Source organism: Shewanella sp. ALD9 (assembly GCF_002836315.1).
Taxonomy (GTDB): Bacteria; Pseudomonadota; Gammaproteobacteria; order Enterobacterales; family Shewanellaceae; genus Shewanella.
The window spans coordinates 688,519-709,248 of the sequence record NZ_PJCD01000003.1 but is presented as its reverse complement, the minus strand read 5'-3'; the positions used below and the strand labels follow the sequence as shown (position 1 = coordinate 709,248).

The following is a 20,730-nucleotide window of genomic DNA, read 5'->3' as shown; positions in this document are numbered from 1 at the left end:
TGCACCCCTTTATGACTGAGCCAAGACAAAAACATTGCCTTGTTCAGTTTTAATTTCGAATGGTTTAACCACTAAATCAACATTTTCAATACAACGTCCACTATCCAAGCGGTAATGTTGTTTATAAAGCGGCGAAGCAACACAAAGCTCACCATCGATTTCACAAATAAGTCCTCGGGACAATAAACTCACACCACTGGCAGGATCTACATTATCAAGGGCAAATAAACCGTCATCCCCTAAATTGAAAATGGCAACCGCACGTCCTGCAACCCAAGCCGCTATTCCGGTGCCTTTTGGCATGCTTGCTTCGCTACACACATTGACCCAAATCATGCTAATTCCTCCACAGCGAGTTGTGCTGCATCGTCTGTAATATCGTTAATAGCTATCGTTCCTGCCCCTGCGTCTTTAATACTCGGGAAACGCTGCTCACGAATTCGTTGGTAAGCACTGGTATCTGCTTCTGGCGCATCATTTGGATTAACAAACTCATTAAAGCGCGCCAAAAAGGCCGGTTGTTCAAGGCTGGTTTTCCACTCACATTGGTATGTCGCGGCAATATGGTCCATCTGCTGCTCTAAGGTCGAGTTAATCCCCAACGCATCGTCAATAACAACTGATTTTAAATACGCTAGACCACCTTCTAATGAATCCATCCAAGTCGAGGTTCGTTGTAATTTGTCTGCAGTTTTGACATAGAACATCAAAATGCGATCGATATATTTATAGAGATCTTCAGTGGATAAATCAGTGGCAAACAAATCACCATGACGGGGGCGCATACCGCCATTGCCAGCAACATACAAGTTCCAACCTTTGTCGGTTGCGATAATGCCAATATCTTTGCTTTGTGCTTCAGCACATTCACGAGTACATCCAGAAACAGCAAATTTTAATTTATGTGGACTGCGTAAGCCCTTGTAACGGTTTTCTAAATCAATCGCGAAACCAACGGCGTCTTGCACCCCGTAACGACACCAAGTGCTGCCAACACAGGATTTTACCGTGCGCAATGATTTACCGTAGGCATGGCCTGTTTCAAAACCAGCATCAATGAGTTTTTTCCAAATTTCGGGTAGCTGCGATAACGTTGCGCCAAACATATCAATACGTTGGCCACCGGTTATTTTGGTATAGAGGTCATATTCTTGGGCAATTTGGCCCATGGCTATCAGCTTAGTTGGGGTAATTTCACCACCAGCGACTCGCGGCACAATAGAGTAAGTGCCGTCTTTTTGGATGTTGCCTAAGTAAGCATCATTGGTGTCTTGCAATTGCACATGACTGCTATCTTGATTCAACACATATTGGTTTTGTAAGCTAGCAAATATTGATGCGGCGGCAGGTTTACAAATATCACAGCCATATGTATGACCACTAGCTGAAGGTTTTCCATGCTGAGTGATTAAGGTATTAAAATCATTAATGCCTTCGACTTGACATAAGTGATACAAGGCTTGTCGGTCATGATCAAAATGGGCGCAAATTCCGGCATTAAAATCAAGCCCTGCAGCTTGCAAGGTTTGATCAATAATTTTTTGAACTAACGGCGCACAACCACCACAACCCGATGCCGCACGAGTACATACTTTAATCTCAGCTATTTTATGGTTGCCGGCGGTCACGGCCTCAACAATGTCGCCCTTGGTTACTTGATGACAAGAACACACTATAGAAGTGTCTTTTAAATCGGCTTCGTTTTCTGCACCGGCTAGCAATAACTCAACTGCGGAACCTTCAATCTCGTCTTGAGACAAATAGCTATCAAGCAAGCGGCTGTAATCGCTGTTATCACCAATCAGCACTGCACCTTTTAAAAATTTACCGGTTTCGTCTAACCATAATTTTTTATAAATACCCGCTTGGTTATCAGATAACTCAACAAATTGTGCGTTATCAAAACCACGGCTAGCACCAATAGCGGCCACATCAACACCCAATAATTTAAGTTTGGTACTCATGTCTGCGCCGGTAAATGACTGCGACACGCTATTAGATGTTAATGAAGCAATATGCGAAGCGACCACTCGGGCCATTTGGTAACCAGGTGCAACTAAACCAAATATTTTTTGTTGCCATAACGCACACTCACCGATGGCATAAACATCGGGCGCTGAGGTTAAACAGTAATCGTCAATTTCAATGCCGCCACGTTCACCGATACAGATATTTGAAACTCGAGCTAATGAATCTTGTGGACGAATACCGGCAGAAAACACAATCATGTCAGTTTCAAGATAAGACTCATCATTAAAGGTCATTCGGTGCATTGCCGTTTCACCGTCAATAATCGCAGTGGTGGCTTTTGAAGTATGTACACTCACGCCGAGCTGTTCAATTTTACTGCACAGTAATTCACCCGCTTTATCATTTAGCTGAACGGGCATCAATTGTGGTGCAAACTCAACAACGTGGGTTTTTACCCCGAGCTGCATCATGGCATTGGCGGCTTCTAAACCTAATAGTCCACCACCAACAACCACCCCAACTTGACTGTTTTGAGCTGCGGCCTGAATCGATTCAAGATCTTCAATGGTGCGATACACTAAGCATTGAGCACGATCGTTACCTTGTATCGGTGGCACAAATGGAAATGATCCCGTTGCAAGCACTAAGCGGGTATAAGAATAATGATCACCTTGCGCGCTAGTCACCGTTTTGGCGGCAATATCAATTGCCGTAATAGGTGTGTTTAAGTGAAGCGTAATGCCCCAATCTTGATAATCTTGCGCGCTGGTTAACATCAGTGGATCGGCGCTACCGGTCTCGAAATATTTTGACAGCTGCACTCGGTCATAAGCTGGACGCGGCTCTTCACCAAACACGTGCACATCAAACGTTTTATTGAGACCTAAACTGCACACTTGCTCAATAAAATGATGACCAACCATGCCATTACCAACGACCACTAACTTGGGTTTTGAGACTGCCATATCCAACTCCTTCATGCCTTGGACCGTAAAAAGCAAAATGGCGCCAACTCCGCTTAAGGAGTTGGCGCCATTGCCTGTTGAGATCCAAATTTTTAAAATAAATTGTTGAGGTAAACGACCCCGTTAATTGCTGCCATTCACACTATCGTCAATCTGATACTTTATTCATTATATGTATTGTTTGCAGGCTCTATGCCAACTACAAAAAAGACTTAAACCATTGATTTATTAACCTTAAAAAATCAACAACCTTTACTAAACGCTCTACTGTTGTCCATCTTGGTCACAACCGCACCAAAGTGAGGCGCACCATCGTTGTTCACTGCGGTGTTTAGTGATTTTGACTTACCATGATGCTGAGTAACAATAGCAATAATTTGCGCTGACATTTGAGCTAATGACAAACCTTTTTGCATCGCTTGTTGTTGAATAATCTGGTGCGCTTTGGTTTCATCGAACCCTTGCTGCATAACGATAAGCTTAGCCTGACTAAGTAGTTTTATACTGCGGATTTCATCATCCAGTTTCTTAAACTCGGCGAGTGTTTTACTCGCAGCATTAAAACGTGCTTGGGCCAAACTAATGACACTGGTTAAACGATTAACACTTAACATCTCAGGAATAAAAGTGATGCGACCGCAATCAAGTAACTCGGTTAATGCTGTCTGCTGCCATGTTTTGGCATTGACAACTATCACCATTGGCTTACTGGTTAATATACGCTGAATAAGTCCTTGGATTTGAGCGTGTAATGTGTCGGTTAATATCAACAAGGTATCAAATGTTTGTTGATGTAATCGTTGCTCAATTTGGCTCACAGAAGTTAACACCGTGACATGTCCAAACGCTGCCAAACAAGCTTGGTACTTTACAACTTCACAATCGACCACTGGCACAGCTGAAAAACTCAGGTCACAAAAAATTAAACTGCGCATAACCACTCCTCGTTCAGCCATTTGGCTAATGGATTGTTTGTTGAACTGAAGCGGTTTGCCCAACATTGTTGACTCAAGTAAACAGCTTGCTCCGCTGCCATAATCTTCTGTGAATTTGATTTTTGTGAAATTGATTCTGGTGAAATTGATTCCTGTGGAATAATCGCTGTATTTAATTTGTGGTTAAGTAATAACAATACTGCAGCCAACGTTGCCGTCATACTGCTAAGCGCCTGCTCAATCATGGTGCGCGACATTAATGATGTCAGCGCATCAGCAGAAAAAGGCTCTTTTTCGCGCCATAACAGCGCAAGAATGTCGCTAGATAATTCAGCTTGACCCACTTTTGCACCAGAAAAGCCTTCTAATAACGTAGGGATAGATAAGCTCGATACCGCTATATTATCTGTCTGTCCGTTGACGACAGTTATCGTGGTAGCCACTCTTGGATTACACTCGGTTTCACCTTGTAAGCCTTTAAAAATAGCCACACTGCCGGCGTGATATTCGCTTTTCTCAAATAAAATTTCGCATATTCCTTGGTGTACCGCATCTAACCCAGGGTGAAAATAACTGCGAAGGCTTATTGGTGCATTAGTTGGGTTCATGCAACGCGCTGCGGTTTGAATCAAACTGCGTAGACCTAATTCTTGATGTAATTGACGACACTCATCTAACACTGGTGCTAAGTCACCCGCTCGAACATAAACAATATTATCTGACTGCAATGCCACTTTGGCCATTTGTGATGATGTACAACACGCAATATTAAGTGATGCTAAACATGATTCAACATGACGGCGATGAGGTAACGCTTGACTGTCACCGTGTAACATCACCCGAATACCTTGTTTCGCCAATAACTTAGCAACCAGTAAAAGCCAAGGTAACTGTTCGCGCTTGCCCGCATACACAGGCCAATCGATATCAACCTCAAGCGAATGCCAACCTTTATCGACAGTGCGACGTAAGCCCGCCACCATCCCTGCTATTTCTTCAGTCGTTTCACCGCGCACGCGCATGAGCATCATGGCACTGGCCATTTGCACACGCGATACTTTTCCTTTGGCAAAACCTTCAAGCAGCAAGCAAGCCTCATCAAACGTTAATGCACGTGAGCCTTTTTCGCCCTTACCTAATGCTTTTATCAGCAAACGAAAGTCAAACTCATCCACGGATGTCAGCGTTAACTCACCAATTTTAGGCATATAAAGCCTCACGCCCATATTCAAATGAGGTTTGTGTTGCAGCTACATCAATATCGGCAAGCAAAGCATTCAGCTGTTGACCAACAGACACCACTTCACCAATGATGATTAACGTCGGCCCAGAGTCTTTAATGGTTAACGCGGCATCGGCCATAGAAGCGACTGTGGCATAAGTAACAATTTGATTCGGTCTTCCACCATTGGTAACAAATGCTACCGGCAGATTAGCGGCACTTTGAGCATCGAGTAACCCAATTGAAATGCTTGCCGCTTGTTCTTTACCCATATAAAACACCAAGGTTGATTGCGCTGCTAATAATGCTTGCCACTGCGTAGGTGCATTTGCATTATCGGCATCGGTCATTTTGGTGCCGGTGATCAGCGTAACACTGCGAGCCATACCACGATACGTTAATGGAATTCCGGTACTTGATGCACAACCTAACGCCGCGGTAACACCAGCAATAAATTGCGAACGGATACCATTTTGTGCAAGGTAAAGCGCTTCTTCTGCACCTCTACCAAAAATATGCGGATCGCCGCCCTTTAATCGCACCACTTTTAATCCTTGCTGCGCTAATGTCAGCAATAATGCATTAATGTCGTCTTGCTTTTTACTCGGCTGACCACAGCGTTTACCCACAAAATGACGCTGACAAGTTGGCGTCACTAACGTCAAAATGTCACTACTCACCAGACTGTCGAACACCAACGCTTCAGCTTGTGCCACTATTCTAGCGGCCTTAAGTGTCATTAACTCTAATTGACCACAACCCGCACCAACAATAGCCACATCACCCGCGTGTAATTCATTCGCCGCATGTCCTAAAGTACTTATAGGTTGACGACCTTTTATCATTGCTTCTACGGTATTCATTAGGCTACGTCCTCTGCTACTGATGGTTGATGGTCAATGCCGGAATAAGATAAGGCGTCTTGCCAACTTTGCTTGGCACACTGCTTAACTTCACTATGACAACTGCCACATTGACGGCCGCAACCGAGTAATAACTGGGTGCTATCTAACGCCTGCTCAAAACTGATATTCGCTAAACCGTCACTCATCACTTGGTCGTTAAATTGTTGATTGATTTCGTCGTTAATGTTCGCTTCGATTACCCCTGTACAAGCGCAGATTAACGGACTATTTCCGGCTTTTATTTGCTGATGTAGCTGCTTAATTAACTGTTTATCGACAGGCTTACCAATGAAATCATTCATTTGATATAGGGCCACATTGACTTGAGTATGAGACAAGACTTTTAATGCTTTAAGTAATCCTTTATCCATATTGCATTGGATATATAAAGGCTGGCCATCTACCGTTAAAGTCCACTTAAGTGAATGCACAGTCGCTTGATACGCAAAGCCGTCGTCGGTATCCGTAAAACCGATGTGATGACACACTCCGTTCTCTAGTGTTTGTGCAACTTGCCAACATAGCCCGTGAGCAGAAGAGTCGTGTTGACCAAAAACCACCCCTTGCAGCGCCAGTTCAACAGAGCTTAATGTCACAGGTTGACACTTAAACCCTGGTTGTTTTGATATTGGGTCGACGCGAGCATCTAATGCCTGATTCACGCCTTTGGTCAGCGAAAACTGCGCAGACCAATGCATTGACATCAAAGCCATATTTGTCGGTATGTCATCATCGACAACAGCGCGAGCCATCGTGAATGAGGCATGGGGAAAAAGGTCGGGGTTAGCGGTCTCTGTGGAGTATTGTTCAATTTGATTTTGAATAGCTTCAATGCGGACCAAGCCACCTTCGGTTAAAGACAATGCATTGAGTTGTGATGAATGCAGGTGAACGACAGGCTCAGGAATACTGGCTCGTAAGCTAGCAATATGTCCGGTGCGAGTCATGGTATGCCACTGATCTCGGCTGCGGCCAGTGTTTAATAACAAGGTGTTACTCGGTAATGATTGTTGCGGAACACTAACAACCGCAGGCGCAACAAACTGAGCTTTACCCGTCGCCGTAGCAAACTCTCCCTGGCTAAAAACTCGCACGTTTTGTTGACCAATTTGTGTCGCCAAAGCAATGGGCCATTGTGTCGGTGCTAGTGCATCATATTGCGCTTTGGATAAATCTGTTAGCCCAGTGAGATCAAACACCTTAGTCGGAAAAGCTTGTTTAACTCTAGCGGATAAAGCAGCAAACTCGCTAAATACACTGGCATTGTCATCAAAATTAAAACCATCAAAGCCCATTTTGTTCGCGACTTGGCTAACCGCCCACCAATCAGGTTTAGCTTGGCCTTTGGCTGTGATAAAGCCACGTTGACGCGTAATAGTGCGCTCACTATTAGTGACGGTACCGCACTTTTCTGACCAGCCTTGAGCTGGGAGTAATACATCAGCAAATTTGGCGGTATCAGAATCAGGACTGATTTCAGACACCACCACAAAAGGACAATCGGCTAATGCTTGTGCTATTTTTTCACTGTTGGGCAAAGACACCACAGGATTGGTGCCCATAATCCAAATCGCTTTGATTTTACCTTCGGCAAGGGCATCAAACATCTCAACTGCTGCTAAACCTTTTTGATCTGCAACACTGTCAACTTGCCAAAAATCAGCTAATAACTGCTGCTCCGATTGTGAAAACCCCATATGACACGCTAACTGAGTGGCTAACCCACCGACCTCACGGCCGCCCATGGCATTGGGCTGCCCTGTTAACGAAAAGAATCCACAACCAGCTTGACCGATGTGTCCTAACGCGAGGTGACAATTAATCATCGCATTGGTTGCATCGGTGCCAATGGTTGACTGATTAACCCCCTGACAAGATGCCGTAAGTACTTTTTTATTGTTGGCTACAAGTTGATAGAATTGCGTCAGCTGAGTGACTGAAACACCGACTTGTGTGGCAAGATCGGCTAAATTGACACTTAATTGTTGCGCCTGCAAACCCACGGTATCAAAGCCTTCTGTGTGTGCGGCAATATACGCGTGGTCGACACGATTTTGATCTGCTAGGTAACCGAGTAAGCCATGAAACAAGGTTAAATCAGCGCCCGGTTTAATGGCTAAATGTAAATCTGCTTGTTTTGCTGTGGCTGTTGATAACGGGTCGATTACCACTAAACGAGCATTATTGATTTTTTTTGCGGCTAAAATCCGTTGAAAAAGAACGGGATGAGTCCAAGCAGTATTGGCCCCTACAAGCACAATCACATCAGCTTGCTCTAGGTCGTCGTAACAACCAGGTACAACATCTTCACCAAAGGCGCGTTGCATCGCACTCACCGCTGACGACATGCATAACCGTGAATTAGTATCGACGTTGGCTGTCTTTAAAAAGCCTTTGGCAAACTTGTTGGCTACATAATAATCTTCAGTGAGTAATTGCCCTGATAGATAAAGCGCAACAGAGTCTGGGCCGTGCTCAGCAATGGTTTGTGCAAATGTATCGGCAATCAAGGTGCTAGCACGGTCCCAATCAAGTGGCATACCAGATCGTAGTTTAGGGTAACGCAGTACATTCGGTTGGGCTAAACTGTCGAGTAAGCGTTCGCCTTTGGCACATAAATGACCGTAGTTAGCCGGATGCTTGTTATCGCCGACTAATTCTAAATCTACAGCATCGATATCGGTCCAATCCGCTTTATTTGAAGACACGCTAATGCCGCATCCGACACCACAATAAGCACAACTAGATTGGATTGCTGACATACATCTACCCTTTCACATTAACGATTACATAATTGAAATACTGCGAAAGATGTGCCAAAAAAATAACTTACTGATTTACAATAGAAATAGAAAATACCTAAGTATTTTAAAACAACATTTGTGCAACAAAAGTGCGCAGCCTGCGCCCTTATGTTGCGCATCTACTTGAAAATAAAAGAATTTAAATACCTAAAAAGAGGTATACCACTGCAAGTGAAAACGTTTTATATATGTGTTTCACTCAGCCTCATGATTTTCTAACTTGACGAATTAACGTTAAGTGATGAATTTCTTCAAAGCATGTTAAAGGTTGAGGAGAGACAATTAATACACGAGGGTGAGATATTTTATTAGACTGACTAAAATTCGCTGCATCATCTAATAAGAGCAAGTTTGTATACAAATTGATTCAATTGACTAGTGCACTTTATGCGGAAGATCGTAAAGAATGATGGGGATATTAAAACAAAATACCGACATTACGTCGGTATTTTTCAGCTACTAAAATACTTTATTTAGCAACACGGCCATCATCGTGGCATGTATCACATGTTGGCATTTCGCCTACTTTAGCTTCATGTGGTGCATGACAATCTGCGCACATTAAAATACCATCATGCGGCTTATGGTTATCATCCATTTCGGCAAGTGTACCATGGCAACTTTGACATTGTTCAAATTCATAAGCGCCATCTTTTGATGGTTCGCCATCAGCGTGACAGTTTTCACAGCCACCCATTTCAACGTGAAACTCTGCGAGGGTCTCATCAGCAGCAAATGATGCAGAAGACATCATCATTACCGCGAAACCAGCCGCAAACAATGCACTCAGTAGTTTATTGCTCACTATTCATTCCTCCAATTTTAGTGTGTGTCCGCATTCTTTTATCTGACACAGATCATCACACTGCAGCACGACACTTTGCTTAAGGGTTATTTAACAACTTTGTTTATAGACCGTTTATCAAAAAATTTATAAACAATCTCAAATTGACTGACAATATAAACGTAGTTAATCAATCCACTTTAAGCAAAATTAATTTAGATTAAACAATAATAGCAGCGATAATTAGATGAAGATGTGCGCTATATCATGTAACTCGATGGTTTTTAGTCAATAAATCAACTTAAGGTCAGAAAGTAGCTAATAAAGCAAAGGCTAATGTTTGTGGATTTGTAGCCAATAAAAAAGCCCCAATCTATATTGGGGCTACATCCTCGCAATAATATGTTACAACCACTGTGTGTTGATATTAACTGCGCGACTTTTCTAAGCGGGCAAGTAAGCTAGAGGTATCCCAGCGATTACCTTTCATTGCTTGAACTTCTGAATAAAACTGATCAACTAATGCGGCCACCGGTAAATGGCTACCATTACGACGAGCTTCGTCTAATGCAATACCCAAATCTTTGCGCATCCAATCGATAGCAAACCCGAAATCATATTGACCTTGCCACATAGTTTGATAGCGATTTTCCATCTGCCAGCTTTGTGCCGCACCTTTGCTGATCACTTCAATCACTTTTAAGCCATCTAAGCCCGCACTCTTAGCAAAATGAAGTCCCTCAGCTAGACCTTGCACTACACCAGCAATACAAATTTGATTAACCATTTTAGTCAACTGCCCAGAACCAACTGGCCCTAACAGTTCAGCGCAGCGGCTGTATGCCGCAATAACAGGTTTAACGGTATCAAAATGAGTCTGTTCGCCACCCATCATCACGGTTAACGCACCATTTTCTGCTCCAGCTTGACCACCAGATACAGGCGCATCTAAAAAGGCAATCTGAAGTGGCTCTATGTGCGCAGCAATTTCACGCGCGACATCAGCAGAAGCCGTAGTATGGTCAACCAAAATAGCACCTGCATGCATACCATGAACAACACCTTGCTCACCTAGTACGACCTGACGTAAGTCATCATCATTACCCACACAGGTAAAAACAATGTCTTGGCCTTTGGCGGCATCTTTTGGTGTATCGGCCTTCTTACCACCATATTGTTCAACCCACTGAGCCGCTTTAGCCCCTGTACGGTTATACACAGTAACGTCATGACCCTGTTTAACCAAATGTCCCGCCATCGGGAACCCCATAACGCCTAAACCAATAAATGCTACCTTGGCCATGATTTCCCCTTATTTATTCAACTGAAGGTTTAACGTGAGCTTCCATTTCGGCACCGATACGCTTACGCATATCCATTAGTCTCAATGCACTATCACGTAAGCGAACATCATCGGCAGTAGCTGGTATCCACTCAGGAACCGATGTGGGATGACCTTCATCATCAACGGCTACCATGATAACGATACAGTGTGTCGTCAGATGACGTTCAGACTCTTTAGGATCGCCCGCCTTTACATCAATCGCAATATGCATAGACGTTGTACCGGTATAAATAACTTTACCAGTCACTTCAACAATATTACCCACATGGATAGGCTTAACAAATCGAATGCCGCCAGCATACACAGTAATACAATATTTACCGCTCCAGCCTGCTGCTGCTGCATAAGCGGCTAAATCGATCCATTTCATTACTGCACCGCCGTGAACCTTACCGCCAAAATTGACATCTGCAGGTTCGGCCAAAAAACGTAATGTAAGTTGTCTATCTTTACCGGCCATAATAGATCCTATTAGATAAATGTCATTACTTATCAGTCTACGCTAAATCATCATTTAGCGGGAATTGATAAATACTAATGTGACAAAAAAAACAAACCAAATAAATAAAAAAGGGAAGATTTTCATCTTCCCTTATTGGCATAAACTCGATTAAATTCTCTTGAACAATAACGAACCGTTTGTGCCACCAAAACCAAATGAATTACATAAGGCATAGTCAAACTGATGACGACGTGAAGTGTGGGCAACAAAATCTAAATCGCAACCTTCGTCTGGGTTATCTAAGTTGATTGTTGGCGGTACGTGCTGATCACGCAGTGCAAGCAAAGTAATAATGGCTTCAACAGCGCCTGCTGCACCCAACAAATGCCCTGTCATTGATTTAGTCGAACTCACAAGTACATCGTAAGCGTGAGGCCCAAACACCGATTTAACAGCAGCAGCTTCTGCTTTATCACCCGCATGCGTTGAGGTGCCATGCGCGTTAATATAACCCACAAGTTCTTTTTCAATTTGGGCATCATTAATGGCATTAACCATTGCAGCCGCAGCACCTGCACCGTCACTTGGTGGTGATGTCATATGGAATGCATCACCACTCATGCCAAAACCGACTAACTCACCGTAAATTTTTGCACCACGCGCTTTAGCACGCTCGTATTCTTCCATCACAATCACACCCGCGCCATCGCCAATAACAAAGCCATCACGGTCTTTATCCCAAGGGCGACTTGCTGCTGTTGGATCATCATTACGTGTAGATAATGCTTTAGCAGCACTAAAACCTGCTACACCTAATGGGCTAGTAACATCTTCTGCGCCACCAGCCACCATCACATCAGCATCACCGTAAGCAATGGTACGTGCTGCAAAACCAATATTGTGTACACCCGTTGTACAGGCTGTTGTGACCGCAAAATTAGGACCTGTCATGCCATACATAATCGACAAGTTTCCGGCTATCATATTGATAATGGTGCTTGGCACAAAAAATGGCGACACTTTACGTGGTCCACCATTTAATAATGCAGAATGGCCTTGTTCAATTAACCACATACCACCCATACCAGAACCAATAGCAGTACCTATACGAGCTGGATTTTCTTGGCTCATATCTAAGCCTGAATCTTTTACTGCTTGAATACCCGCAGCCATGCCGTATTGGATAAATAAATCCATTTTACGAGCATCTTTTTTGGTTAGGTATTGTTCGACGTCAAAATCTTTCACAGAGCCACTGAAACGAGTACCAAATTCACTAGCATCAAACTTAGTGATTGGAGCTATACCACTCTTACCAGCCAATAAGGCATTCCAAGTAGACTCGACATCATTACCCACAGGAGTCACAAGACCAAGACCTGTGATGACGACACGACGTTTAGACATGATATTCACCTTTAAATAAAATCTGCCACGATGCCATTATTGCGATTTAGCTAAAGAAGTATAAGGAGGGATGTTCTAATGCAATTAAATGGAACGAGCGTTTACAAATGCTTTAAACAAAAACAGGCGGCATAAATGCCGCCTGTTTTTGTGAATTCTTGATTACTGATTCTTAGAAACGTAATCGATCGCTGCTTGAACAGTAGTGATCTTTTCAGCTTCTTCGTCAGGGATCTCGGTATCAAACTCTTCTTCTAGAGCCATAACCAATTCAACAGTGTCTAGAGAATCAGCGCCTAAATCGTCTACAAAAGAAGCAGCTGATTTAACGTCTTCTTCTTTAACGCCAAGTTGTTCGATGATGATTTTCTTTACACGTTCTTCGATGTTGCTCATTAGTTTTCTTTCCTATTCAAATTACGCACTTGCGTAAGATTGCGAGTAGTTTATTCGAATTAGATAACAATGCAAGCTTAGATTTTGTGGTCTAACCACAAAAATTAACATTGAATTGTCACTAACACTGACTCAAATGAAGGTAGTTACCTACCTATCGCCCTTAAACCATGTACATACCGCCATTCACATGCAATGTTTCGCCTGTGATGTAAGCGGCTGAATCCGAGGCCAAAAACAATACTGCATTGGCAATTTCTTGTGCTTGCCCTAATCGTTCCATCGGAACTTGCGACATAATAGCTTGTTGCTGCTCAACTGTCAGCTCATCTGTCATGTCTGTCTGAATAAATCCAGGTGCAATAGCATTCACTGTTATTTGACGAGATGCAACCTCTCTTGCAAGAGATTTTGTAAATCCGATCAAACCAGCTTTAGCTGCCGAGTAATTTACTTGGCCAGCGTTGCCCATTGTACCTACTACAGAACCGATACTGATAATACGTCCGAAACGTTTTTTCATCATAGATCGCATTACTGGTTTAGACAATTTAAATAATGAAGTCAAATTAGTGTCAATAATATCTTGCCACTCATCATCTTTCATCCGCATTAATAAATTATCACGGGTAATACCCGCATTGTTGATAAGAATATCAACTTCACCTGCTTTTTCTTTGATCTGGCTATATAAATCAGCAACAGATTGAGAGTCAGTGACATTTAACACCATCCCAAAGCCTTTGTCACCTAGGTATGCTTGAATCGCCGCAGCACCTTTTTCACTGGTTGCCGTACCGATAACCATCGCGCCAGCTTGTACCAATGATTCAGCAATTGCACGCCCAATACCGCGACTAGCGCCTGTCACTAAAGCAACTTTACCGTCTAAATTAATGCTAAAGCTCATATCAACTCCTTTATTCGACTAATGCTGCAAATGAAGCAACATCATTGACCGCTTGAGCGGATATCGATTTATTAATTCTTTTTGTTAAACCGGTTAATACTTTGCCCGGTCCACACTCTATTAATTTTGTAACACCTTGTGTCGCCATAAATTCAACAGACTCGCTCCAACGCACTGGGCAATATAACTGACGCACTAATGCATCTTTAATTGCCTGTGAATCTGTCGGCATGGCCACATCAACATTGTTAACGACATTAATGGTAGGCTCTGAGAATGTCACTTCAATTAACGCTTTAGCGAGTTCATCAGCGGCTGGCTTCATTAGTGCACAATGTGACGGCACACTCACAGGTAATGCTACTGTCATTTTTGCCCCCGCAGCTTTACATGCAGCTGCAGCGCGTTCAACAGCCGCTTTTTCACCAGCTATCACAACTTGACCTGGGCTGTTGTAGTTAACAGGGCTTACCACGCTACCTTCAGCAGACTCTGCGCATGCTTTAGCAATAGCAGCATCATCAAGACCAATAATGGCAAACATGGCACCTGAGCCCGCTGGCACAGCTTGTTGCATTAACTTTCCGCGTAGTTCAACTAATTTAACTGCATCAATAAATTCAATCACACCTGCGCAAACTAAAGCAGAATACTCTCCAAGACTGTGACCTGCTAATAAAGAAGGCATGGGCTTGTTAGATGCTTGATATGCACGCCAAATAGCTACGCTTGCCGTAAGCAATGCAGGCTGGGTTTTATCTGTTTTATTCAAGGTCTCAGCTGGACCATTGGCAACAAGATCCCATAAATCATAACCTAACGCTTCACTCGCTTCAGCAAAGGTTTTTTCGATAACATCGTTAGATTGAGCTAATTCAGCTAACATTCCTACAGCCTGTGAACCTTGGCCAGGAAATACAAAAGCAACATTTTCCATAAACGCTTACCTGTATAAAATTAATTTGAAAATTAAAAACGAACTAAAGCACTGCCCCAAGCAAAACCACCGCCAAATGCTTCGAGTAGTAATAAATGTCCACGCTGAATTCGACCATCACGCACCGCTTCATCTAATGCGATAGGCACCGATGCGGCAGAAGTATTACCGTGTCTCGCTAAAGTCAGCACGACTTTATCTAGACTCATTTGCAACTTTTTAGCTGTGGCATTAATAATGCGGAAATTAGCCTGATGCGGCACTAGCCAATCAATTTCTGATTTATCGACATTATTAAGACGCAAAGTTTCGGTGACCACATTAGACAACTGCGTAACCGCAACTTTAAACACATCGTTGCCTTTCATCGTCATAAAACCAACGGCTTCAGAACTTTCATTAGCACGAGGAGGGAAAGAGCATTTTAATAAATCCCCTTGGCTGCCATCAGCATAGATATGCGTCGCAATGATACCTGGAGTATCACTAACACCAATAATCGCGGCGCCGGCACCATCGCCAAATAAAATGACGGTAGAGCGATCAGCAGGATCGCACATCCGTGACAATACGTCAGAACCTATAACCAGTACTTTTTTAGCAGAACCCGTTTTTACGAATTGATCCGCAACCGATAGTGCATAAATAAATCCAGAACACGCGGCAGCAATATCAAAGGCAGGGATATTTTTGACGCCTAATAAGGCTTGAATTTCGCATGCAGCTGCAGGAAATGCGTTTGATGCACTGGTGGTTCCACAAACAATCATATCAAGATCGCTTGCTTCGATCCCTGCCATTTCAAGCGCTTTTAGTGCCGCTTGATAACCCATTGTTGAAACCGATTCATCTGATGCAGCAATGCGCCGTTCAGAAATACCGGTTCGGTCAACAATCCATTGGTCACTGGTTTCAACCATTTTTTCGAGATCTTGATTGCTACGAACTTGCACAGGTAGATAGCTACCTGTTCCGAGAATTTTTGTGTGCATATATGAGATCAGCTATTGATGTCTAAAAGAATCGACTCCAAACGATCTTTAATCATTTCAGGAAGACGACGTTTTGCTTCTGTTGCTGCTAAATTTAATGCTTGTAAAAATGCAGCTTCATCCGCGTTACCATGACTCTTTACTACTATTCCGCGCAATCCTATCAGACTTGCACCGTTATAGTGGTCGGGGTTCATCTTACTGAGTACTGCTTGTATGCGTGGAGCGATGAGTTTGGAGAGTAAACGAACAAAAAAACCGTCATTTAAGCCGCGTTTTAATTGATGTACTAACAGTTTTGCGATGCCTTCAGAAGTCTTTAAGGTGATATTACCGACAAAGCCATCACAAACAATGACATCCACATTACCAGTGTAAATTTCATCGCCTTCAACAAAGCCGATATAATTAACTTGTTCGGTGTGTTGTAAAATTTGTCCGGCCTGTTGAACCTGGTCGTTACCTTTAATGGCTTCAATACCGACATTAAGCAAAGCGACTTTGGGACGGGATTTCTTATGGACAGCTTCACATAAGACAGACCCCATAATAGCAAACTGGAATAAGGTCTCGGAATCACAAGATACATTAGCCCCTAAATCCAGCAGATAAACGGGCTTGCCAGTCATTGCAGGTAAACAAGAAACCAGTGCGGGTCTATCAATACCCGGTAATGTTTTTAATAGCACCTTAGCCATCGCCATCAACGCACCAGTATTACCAGCGCTAACGCAGGCCTCGGCTTTTCCGTCACGTACCAGTTCAAGCGCTATTCTCATAGAACTGTTTTTACGCGAACGCAAAGCATGAATGGGCCTATCGCACATTGTCACGACTTCAGTAGTGTGGATTATTTCAATTCTGGATAAATCAGCTGAGTGAGCTTGGGGGAGGTATTTTTCTATTTCGGTTTTATTACCAACCAAAATAATATTTAAAGAGGTATGAAATTTCAGTGCCTGCATCGCTGCAGGCACTGTCACGTGGGGACCGTGATCGCCCCCCATCGCATCTAACGCAAGCGTCAGATTTGTCATCAGATAATCAACAAATTACTTGTTGATAACCTTTTTACCGCGGTAAAAACCATCAGCAGTCACGTTGTGACGTAGATGTAATTCACCGCTAGTTGCGTCTACTGATAATTGAGCAGTGCTCAATGAATCATGTGAACGACGCATGCCGCGCTTTGAACGTGATTTTTTATTCTGTTGTACAGCCATTGGACCTGTCTCCTACGATTACTTGCTCTTCAGTTTTTCTAACACTGCAAACGGATTTGGACGCTCCTCATGAGCGGGTTCGATCTCGCCTACAACTATATCTTTCGATCCAGACTTACAACTATTATCATCGTGCATCGGGATGATAGGCATAGCGACTATCAATTCATCTTCAATCAATTGATGCAGACGTACTTCACCAATCTCATTACACTCAATTGGATCATACGCATCCGGGAGCTCATCGATTTCTGCCTCAGTCTTACAAGGACTAAAACAAAAGTCGACCGTAACCTCAGTAGTAAATTGTGTCATGCAACGTTGACATAGCAGAGTGAGCTCCGTCACAGCCTTCCCGCGAAGGTAGACTATCCCCTGTAAATCGACGCCACATTCCAACGACACAACTACGTCGGAACAGTCGCCGGCACATAACTCGCTTAATCGCTTAAGTTGCTTACCTAAAATGGTACCTTCATATCGAAGGCCGCTAGAGGCAGCGCGTATAGGATCAATTGAAACCGGTATCTTTACTGTTTGCATAAGGCGCGCATATTATAGTTTGAAAACGCTGGAGTCAAAGAAAATTTCCGTAAAAATACGGTAACCTCACCTAACAAGGAACTTTAGGTACTCTTTAAATCCGGCATTGAATTTGAAAGTTGGTAAATTTTACCGAACCCAACCCCATCACACAAGCATTACTCGAGAAAAATGATCCATTTGCATAGATGAATACAGTAAACTGACTAATATTCTGTTATTAGCCAATAAATAATGAAACAAAACCAATGAAATTCAATCTTGTACTTGCGTCAACCTCACCTTTTCGTCAACAACTATTGCAAAAATTAATGCTGCCTTTTAGTTGTGTTAATCCAGATATTGATGAAACCCCAATAAAAGATGAGACAGCATTAGCATTGGTTAAGCGCTTAGCCGAGCAAAAAGCATTAGCAGGCGCGAACTTAATTGATCAAACATCTGTGCCGCAATTAATTATTGGTTCCGATCAAGTCGCGCTGATTAACGGTCAAATTATCGGTAAGCCTTATACTGTAGACAATGCGATAGCTCAATTAAGCTCAGCATCTGGTCAAGCAATTACTTTTTATACAGGTCTTGCTGTATTCAATAGTGCCAATCAACAAATGATATCTTGTGTTGAACCGTTTACGGTTCATTTTAAACACTTATCTGCTGCGCAAATTCGCTATTACGTCGATGCAGAGCAGCCACTATATTGCGCGGGGAGTTTTAAATGCGAAGGGTTAGGCATTGCCTTATTTAGCCGTTTAGAAGGTGACGACCCAAATAGCTTAATTGGACTACCATTAATTAAGCTGATTGATTTACTCTCACAACACGGTGTAGATGTTCTTAGTACAGCAGCAGAATGCTCAATCAACGAATATTAATATCGAATACTAATATCGAATATAAGGTCGATACCGAATCTAAAAAGGTGCATTGATGAAGGTAATGGTGTTTCCGCTTGATGTGGGAACGATAACAGGTGTAACACCGAGATAAGCTAAGCAACATATAAAGCGTATGCTATGCAGAATCGAACACTTATATTCGATGCTGCATTACACATCTGGCAATACATCACCCACAATAATTAAACATAGTCATGTATCGCCGATGGTTGGTCGACAATCGCGCGTGGATTTAACGTTTTTAATCTAGCTTCATTATGTGCGCCGTAACTCACACCAATACTCGCCATGCCAGCATTATTGGCCATGGTTAAATCATGAATAGAATCACCAATCATGACGGCTCTATCGGCAGCAACATCAAAATATCTCAATAATGAATGCAGCATCTCAGGATGTGGCTTGCTCTTAGCGTCATCAGCGCAACGCGTCGCATGAAAATACTGTCCTAAGCCTGTTAATGCTAATACCTTGTCTAGACCGTCTCGTCCTTTACCCGTCGCCACAGCTAATTGATAACCAGCCGCATGTAGATTAATAATGAGCGACTCTACCCCCTCAAATAGAGGTGTAGGCTGCTCATTGGCAAAATGATGACGTCGATAACAATCAATAATCTGTTGATGGTTTTGGTGACCAGCAAATAAAATCGGCATGATTTTAGGTAAAGATAAGCCTATGACATCTCTAATTTGTTGCTCAGAGGGTATAGGTAAAATTAATTCTTGTGCTACATCTTGCATACAAGACACTATTTTACCTACGGTATCCATTAGCGTGCCATCCCAATCGAAAATGACTAGTTCATAAGCTTTATCTTTAATGTTCAATATCATGCCCTACTTCATTTGCACATATCTGTGGGTGTTATACTCTCTTCAATTTATCAAGAGTGCTCAATAACACTGGATCTAAAGGCGCTTTAACTTGCATGATTTCATCATTTTCTGGATGAGTGAATTTAAGTTCAGCCGCGTGTAAAAACAGACGGTCTAACCCTAAAGCACGCATGCTGTCGTCAAATTGTTGCTCGCTGTATTTATCATCACAAGCAATTGCATGGCCTGCATACTGACAATGTACTCGTATTTGATGGGTTCGCCCTGTAACAGGACTCGCCTTAACTAAAGTACACCCTTGGTAACGCTGCATGATCTTATAACGGGTTTCTGACTCTTTACCCTCTTTGTTAACCCGAACGATTCTCTCGCCCGACTTTAAGGTTATTTTTAATAGCGGTGCTTTAACCACTTTATCACTTGCTTGCCATTCACCACGCACCAACGCTAAATAATCTTTTTGCATGGTTTTACTGCGCAATTGCTCATGTAAATGCTTTAGTGCACTTCGCTTCTTGGCCACAAGTAACACACCCGAGGTATCTTTATCTAATCGATGCACTAGCTCTAAAAACTTTTGCTGTGGTCGCAGTGAGCGTAATCCTTCAATCACACCATAATCGACACCGCTGCCACCATGTACAGCAATACCAGCAGGCTTGTTTAACACGATAAGATGATTATCTTCATGGATAATACGATCTTCAAGCTGTGACACTCTGGATAAATTAGGAGATGGTGCCTTGCGATTGTCTTTTTCGGCAACACGAACAGGCGGTACTCTTACGATGTCACCAATTTGTAATTTGTATTCAGGCTTGATGCGTTTTTTATTTACCCGCACTTCCCCTTTGCGCACAATCCGATAGATCATGCTTTTAGGAACACCTTTTAATTTAGTTAGCAGAAAATTATCGATTCGTTGTTCAAAATGATCTTCGTCGATAGTCATGTATTCAACTTGGGGGGTAGTTTCAGTATTCATGATGCGCCATATAGTGATAACCCCAATAGTGTACCTTATCTTGCAAATGATTGGCTATTGCTGCATCAGACTTGAAATAAATACATGAAAGAATATAGGCTTTTGATTGCTGAAAATAACGTTTGTTGCTATATTTGCCCACAGGTTGAGAGTAAACAGTGGATAAAGTGTTCACAACTTTGACCAAATGCGAAACACTAGCAGTTAAAAAAATGAACCTAATCGG

General features: G+C 42.8%; 20 protein-coding genes. 1 reads left to right on the top strand and 19 read right to left on the bottom strand.

The window, feature by feature from the left end; all coding sequences use genetic code 11:
* Positions 1-9: 9 nt before the first annotated feature.
* The 17 genes from nirD to yceD form a co-directional block, all read right to left on the bottom strand.
* A complete protein-coding gene (gene nirD / locus CXF88_RS10715) occupies positions 10-336 on the bottom strand; it encodes a nitrite reductase small subunit NirD (protein ID WP_101086822.1) in 327 nt (108 codons plus the stop codon).
* Positions 333-2,936, bottom strand: a complete 2,604-nt coding sequence (gene nirB / locus CXF88_RS10710; RefSeq protein WP_101086821.1) for a nitrite reductase large subunit NirB — start codon at positions 2,934-2,936, stop codon at positions 333-335. Before nirB ends, nirD begins: the two co-directional genes overlap by 4 nt.
* Positions 2,937-3,178: 242 nt before the next feature.
* The gene (locus CXF88_RS10705) at positions 3,179-3,871 is read right to left on the bottom strand and encodes an ANTAR domain-containing protein (RefSeq protein ID WP_157822792.1); all 693 of its coding nucleotides are present in this window, start codon (positions 3,869-3,871) and stop codon (positions 3,179-3,181) included.
* Entirely contained in the window at positions 3,859-5,079 is a 1,221-nt protein-coding gene (locus tag CXF88_RS10700) for a glycosyl transferase (RefSeq protein WP_157822791.1), read from the bottom strand. Before CXF88_RS10700 ends, CXF88_RS10705 begins: the two co-directional genes overlap by 13 nt.
* Positions 5,072-5,956 carry a uroporphyrinogen-III C-methyltransferase gene (gene cobA / locus CXF88_RS10695; protein WP_101086818.1) on the bottom strand — a complete coding sequence of 295 codons (885 nt, stop codon included), beginning with the start codon at positions 5,954-5,956 and terminating at the stop codon, positions 5,072-5,074. Before cobA ends, CXF88_RS10700 begins: the two co-directional genes overlap by 8 nt.
* Entirely contained in the window at positions 5,956-8,760 is a 2,805-nt protein-coding gene (locus tag CXF88_RS10690; RefSeq protein ID WP_101086817.1) for a molybdopterin-dependent oxidoreductase, read from the bottom strand. The genes cobA and CXF88_RS10690 overlap by 1 nt, the downstream gene beginning before the upstream one ends.
* Positions 8,761-9,271: 511 nt before the next feature.
* The gene (locus CXF88_RS10685) at positions 9,272-9,607 is read right to left on the bottom strand and encodes a cytochrome c3 family protein (protein ID WP_101086816.1); all 336 of its coding nucleotides are present in this window, start codon (positions 9,605-9,607) and stop codon (positions 9,272-9,274) included.
* A 406-nt stretch (positions 9,608-10,013) separates the two neighbouring features.
* Positions 10,014-10,889, bottom strand: a complete 876-nt coding sequence (locus CXF88_RS10680; protein ID WP_101086815.1) for an NAD(P)-dependent oxidoreductase — start codon at positions 10,887-10,889, stop codon at positions 10,014-10,016.
* Between the two features lie 13 nt (positions 10,890-10,902).
* Positions 10,903-11,391 carry an acyl-CoA thioesterase gene (locus CXF88_RS10675; protein WP_011636973.1) on the bottom strand — a complete coding sequence of 163 codons (489 nt, stop codon included), beginning with the start codon at positions 11,389-11,391 and terminating at the stop codon, positions 10,903-10,905.
* 150 nt (positions 11,392-11,541) lie between these two features.
* Positions 11,542-12,780 (bottom strand): beta-ketoacyl-ACP synthase II, encoded by a 1,239-nt coding sequence (gene fabF, locus CXF88_RS10670; RefSeq protein WP_101086814.1) that lies wholly within the window; start codon positions 12,778-12,780, stop codon positions 11,542-11,544.
* Between the two features lie 162 nt (positions 12,781-12,942).
* Positions 12,943-13,176 carry an acyl carrier protein gene (gene acpP / locus CXF88_RS10665; RefSeq protein WP_011496723.1) on the bottom strand — a complete coding sequence of 78 codons (234 nt, stop codon included), beginning with the start codon at positions 13,174-13,176 and terminating at the stop codon, positions 12,943-12,945.
* A 163-nt stretch (positions 13,177-13,339) separates the two neighbouring features.
* Positions 13,340-14,086 carry a 3-oxoacyl-ACP reductase FabG gene (gene fabG, locus CXF88_RS10660; protein WP_011636971.1) on the bottom strand — a complete coding sequence of 249 codons (747 nt, stop codon included), beginning with the start codon at positions 14,084-14,086 and terminating at the stop codon, positions 13,340-13,342.
* Between the two features lie 10 nt (positions 14,087-14,096).
* Positions 14,097-15,023, bottom strand: coding sequence for an ACP S-malonyltransferase (gene fabD / locus CXF88_RS10655; protein ID WP_101086813.1), 927 nt, complete (start codon positions 15,021-15,023; stop codon positions 14,097-14,099).
* A gap of 32 nt (positions 15,024-15,055) precedes the next feature.
* Positions 15,056-16,015 (bottom strand): beta-ketoacyl-ACP synthase III, encoded by a 960-nt coding sequence (locus CXF88_RS10650; protein WP_101086812.1) that lies wholly within the window; start codon positions 16,013-16,015, stop codon positions 15,056-15,058.
* 8 nt (positions 16,016-16,023) lie between these two features.
* A complete protein-coding gene (gene plsX / locus CXF88_RS10645; protein WP_101086811.1) occupies positions 16,024-17,052 on the bottom strand; it encodes a phosphate acyltransferase PlsX in 1,029 nt (342 codons plus the stop codon).
* Between the two features lie 15 nt (positions 17,053-17,067).
* Positions 17,068-17,238 carry a 50S ribosomal protein L32 gene (gene rpmF, locus CXF88_RS10640; protein WP_011636967.1) on the bottom strand — a complete coding sequence of 57 codons (171 nt, stop codon included), beginning with the start codon at positions 17,236-17,238 and terminating at the stop codon, positions 17,068-17,070.
* An 18-nt stretch (positions 17,239-17,256) separates the two neighbouring features.
* Positions 17,257-17,781, bottom strand: a complete 525-nt coding sequence (gene yceD, locus CXF88_RS10635) for a 23S rRNA accumulation protein YceD (RefSeq protein WP_101086810.1) — start codon at positions 17,779-17,781, stop codon at positions 17,257-17,259.
* 248 nt (positions 17,782-18,029) lie between these two features.
* On the opposite strand from yceD, the gene CXF88_RS10630 reads away from it, so the two are divergent.
* The gene (locus CXF88_RS10630) at positions 18,030-18,656 is read left to right on the top strand and encodes a nucleoside triphosphate pyrophosphatase (RefSeq protein WP_101086809.1); all 627 of its coding nucleotides are present in this window, start codon (positions 18,030-18,032) and stop codon (positions 18,654-18,656) included.
* A 206-nt stretch (positions 18,657-18,862) separates the two neighbouring features.
* Here CXF88_RS10630 and CXF88_RS10625 read toward each other — a convergent pair whose 3' ends face one another.
* Both CXF88_RS10625 and rluC read right to left on the bottom strand, forming a co-directional pair.
* Positions 18,863-19,516, bottom strand: coding sequence for an HAD-IA family hydrolase (locus CXF88_RS10625; protein WP_101086808.1), 654 nt, complete (start codon positions 19,514-19,516; stop codon positions 18,863-18,865).
* A 31-nt stretch (positions 19,517-19,547) separates the two neighbouring features.
* Positions 19,548-20,504, bottom strand: a complete 957-nt coding sequence (gene rluC, locus CXF88_RS10620) for a 23S rRNA pseudouridine(955/2504/2580) synthase RluC (protein WP_101086807.1) — start codon at positions 20,502-20,504, stop codon at positions 19,548-19,550.
* Positions 20,505-20,730: the final 226 nt, after the last annotated feature.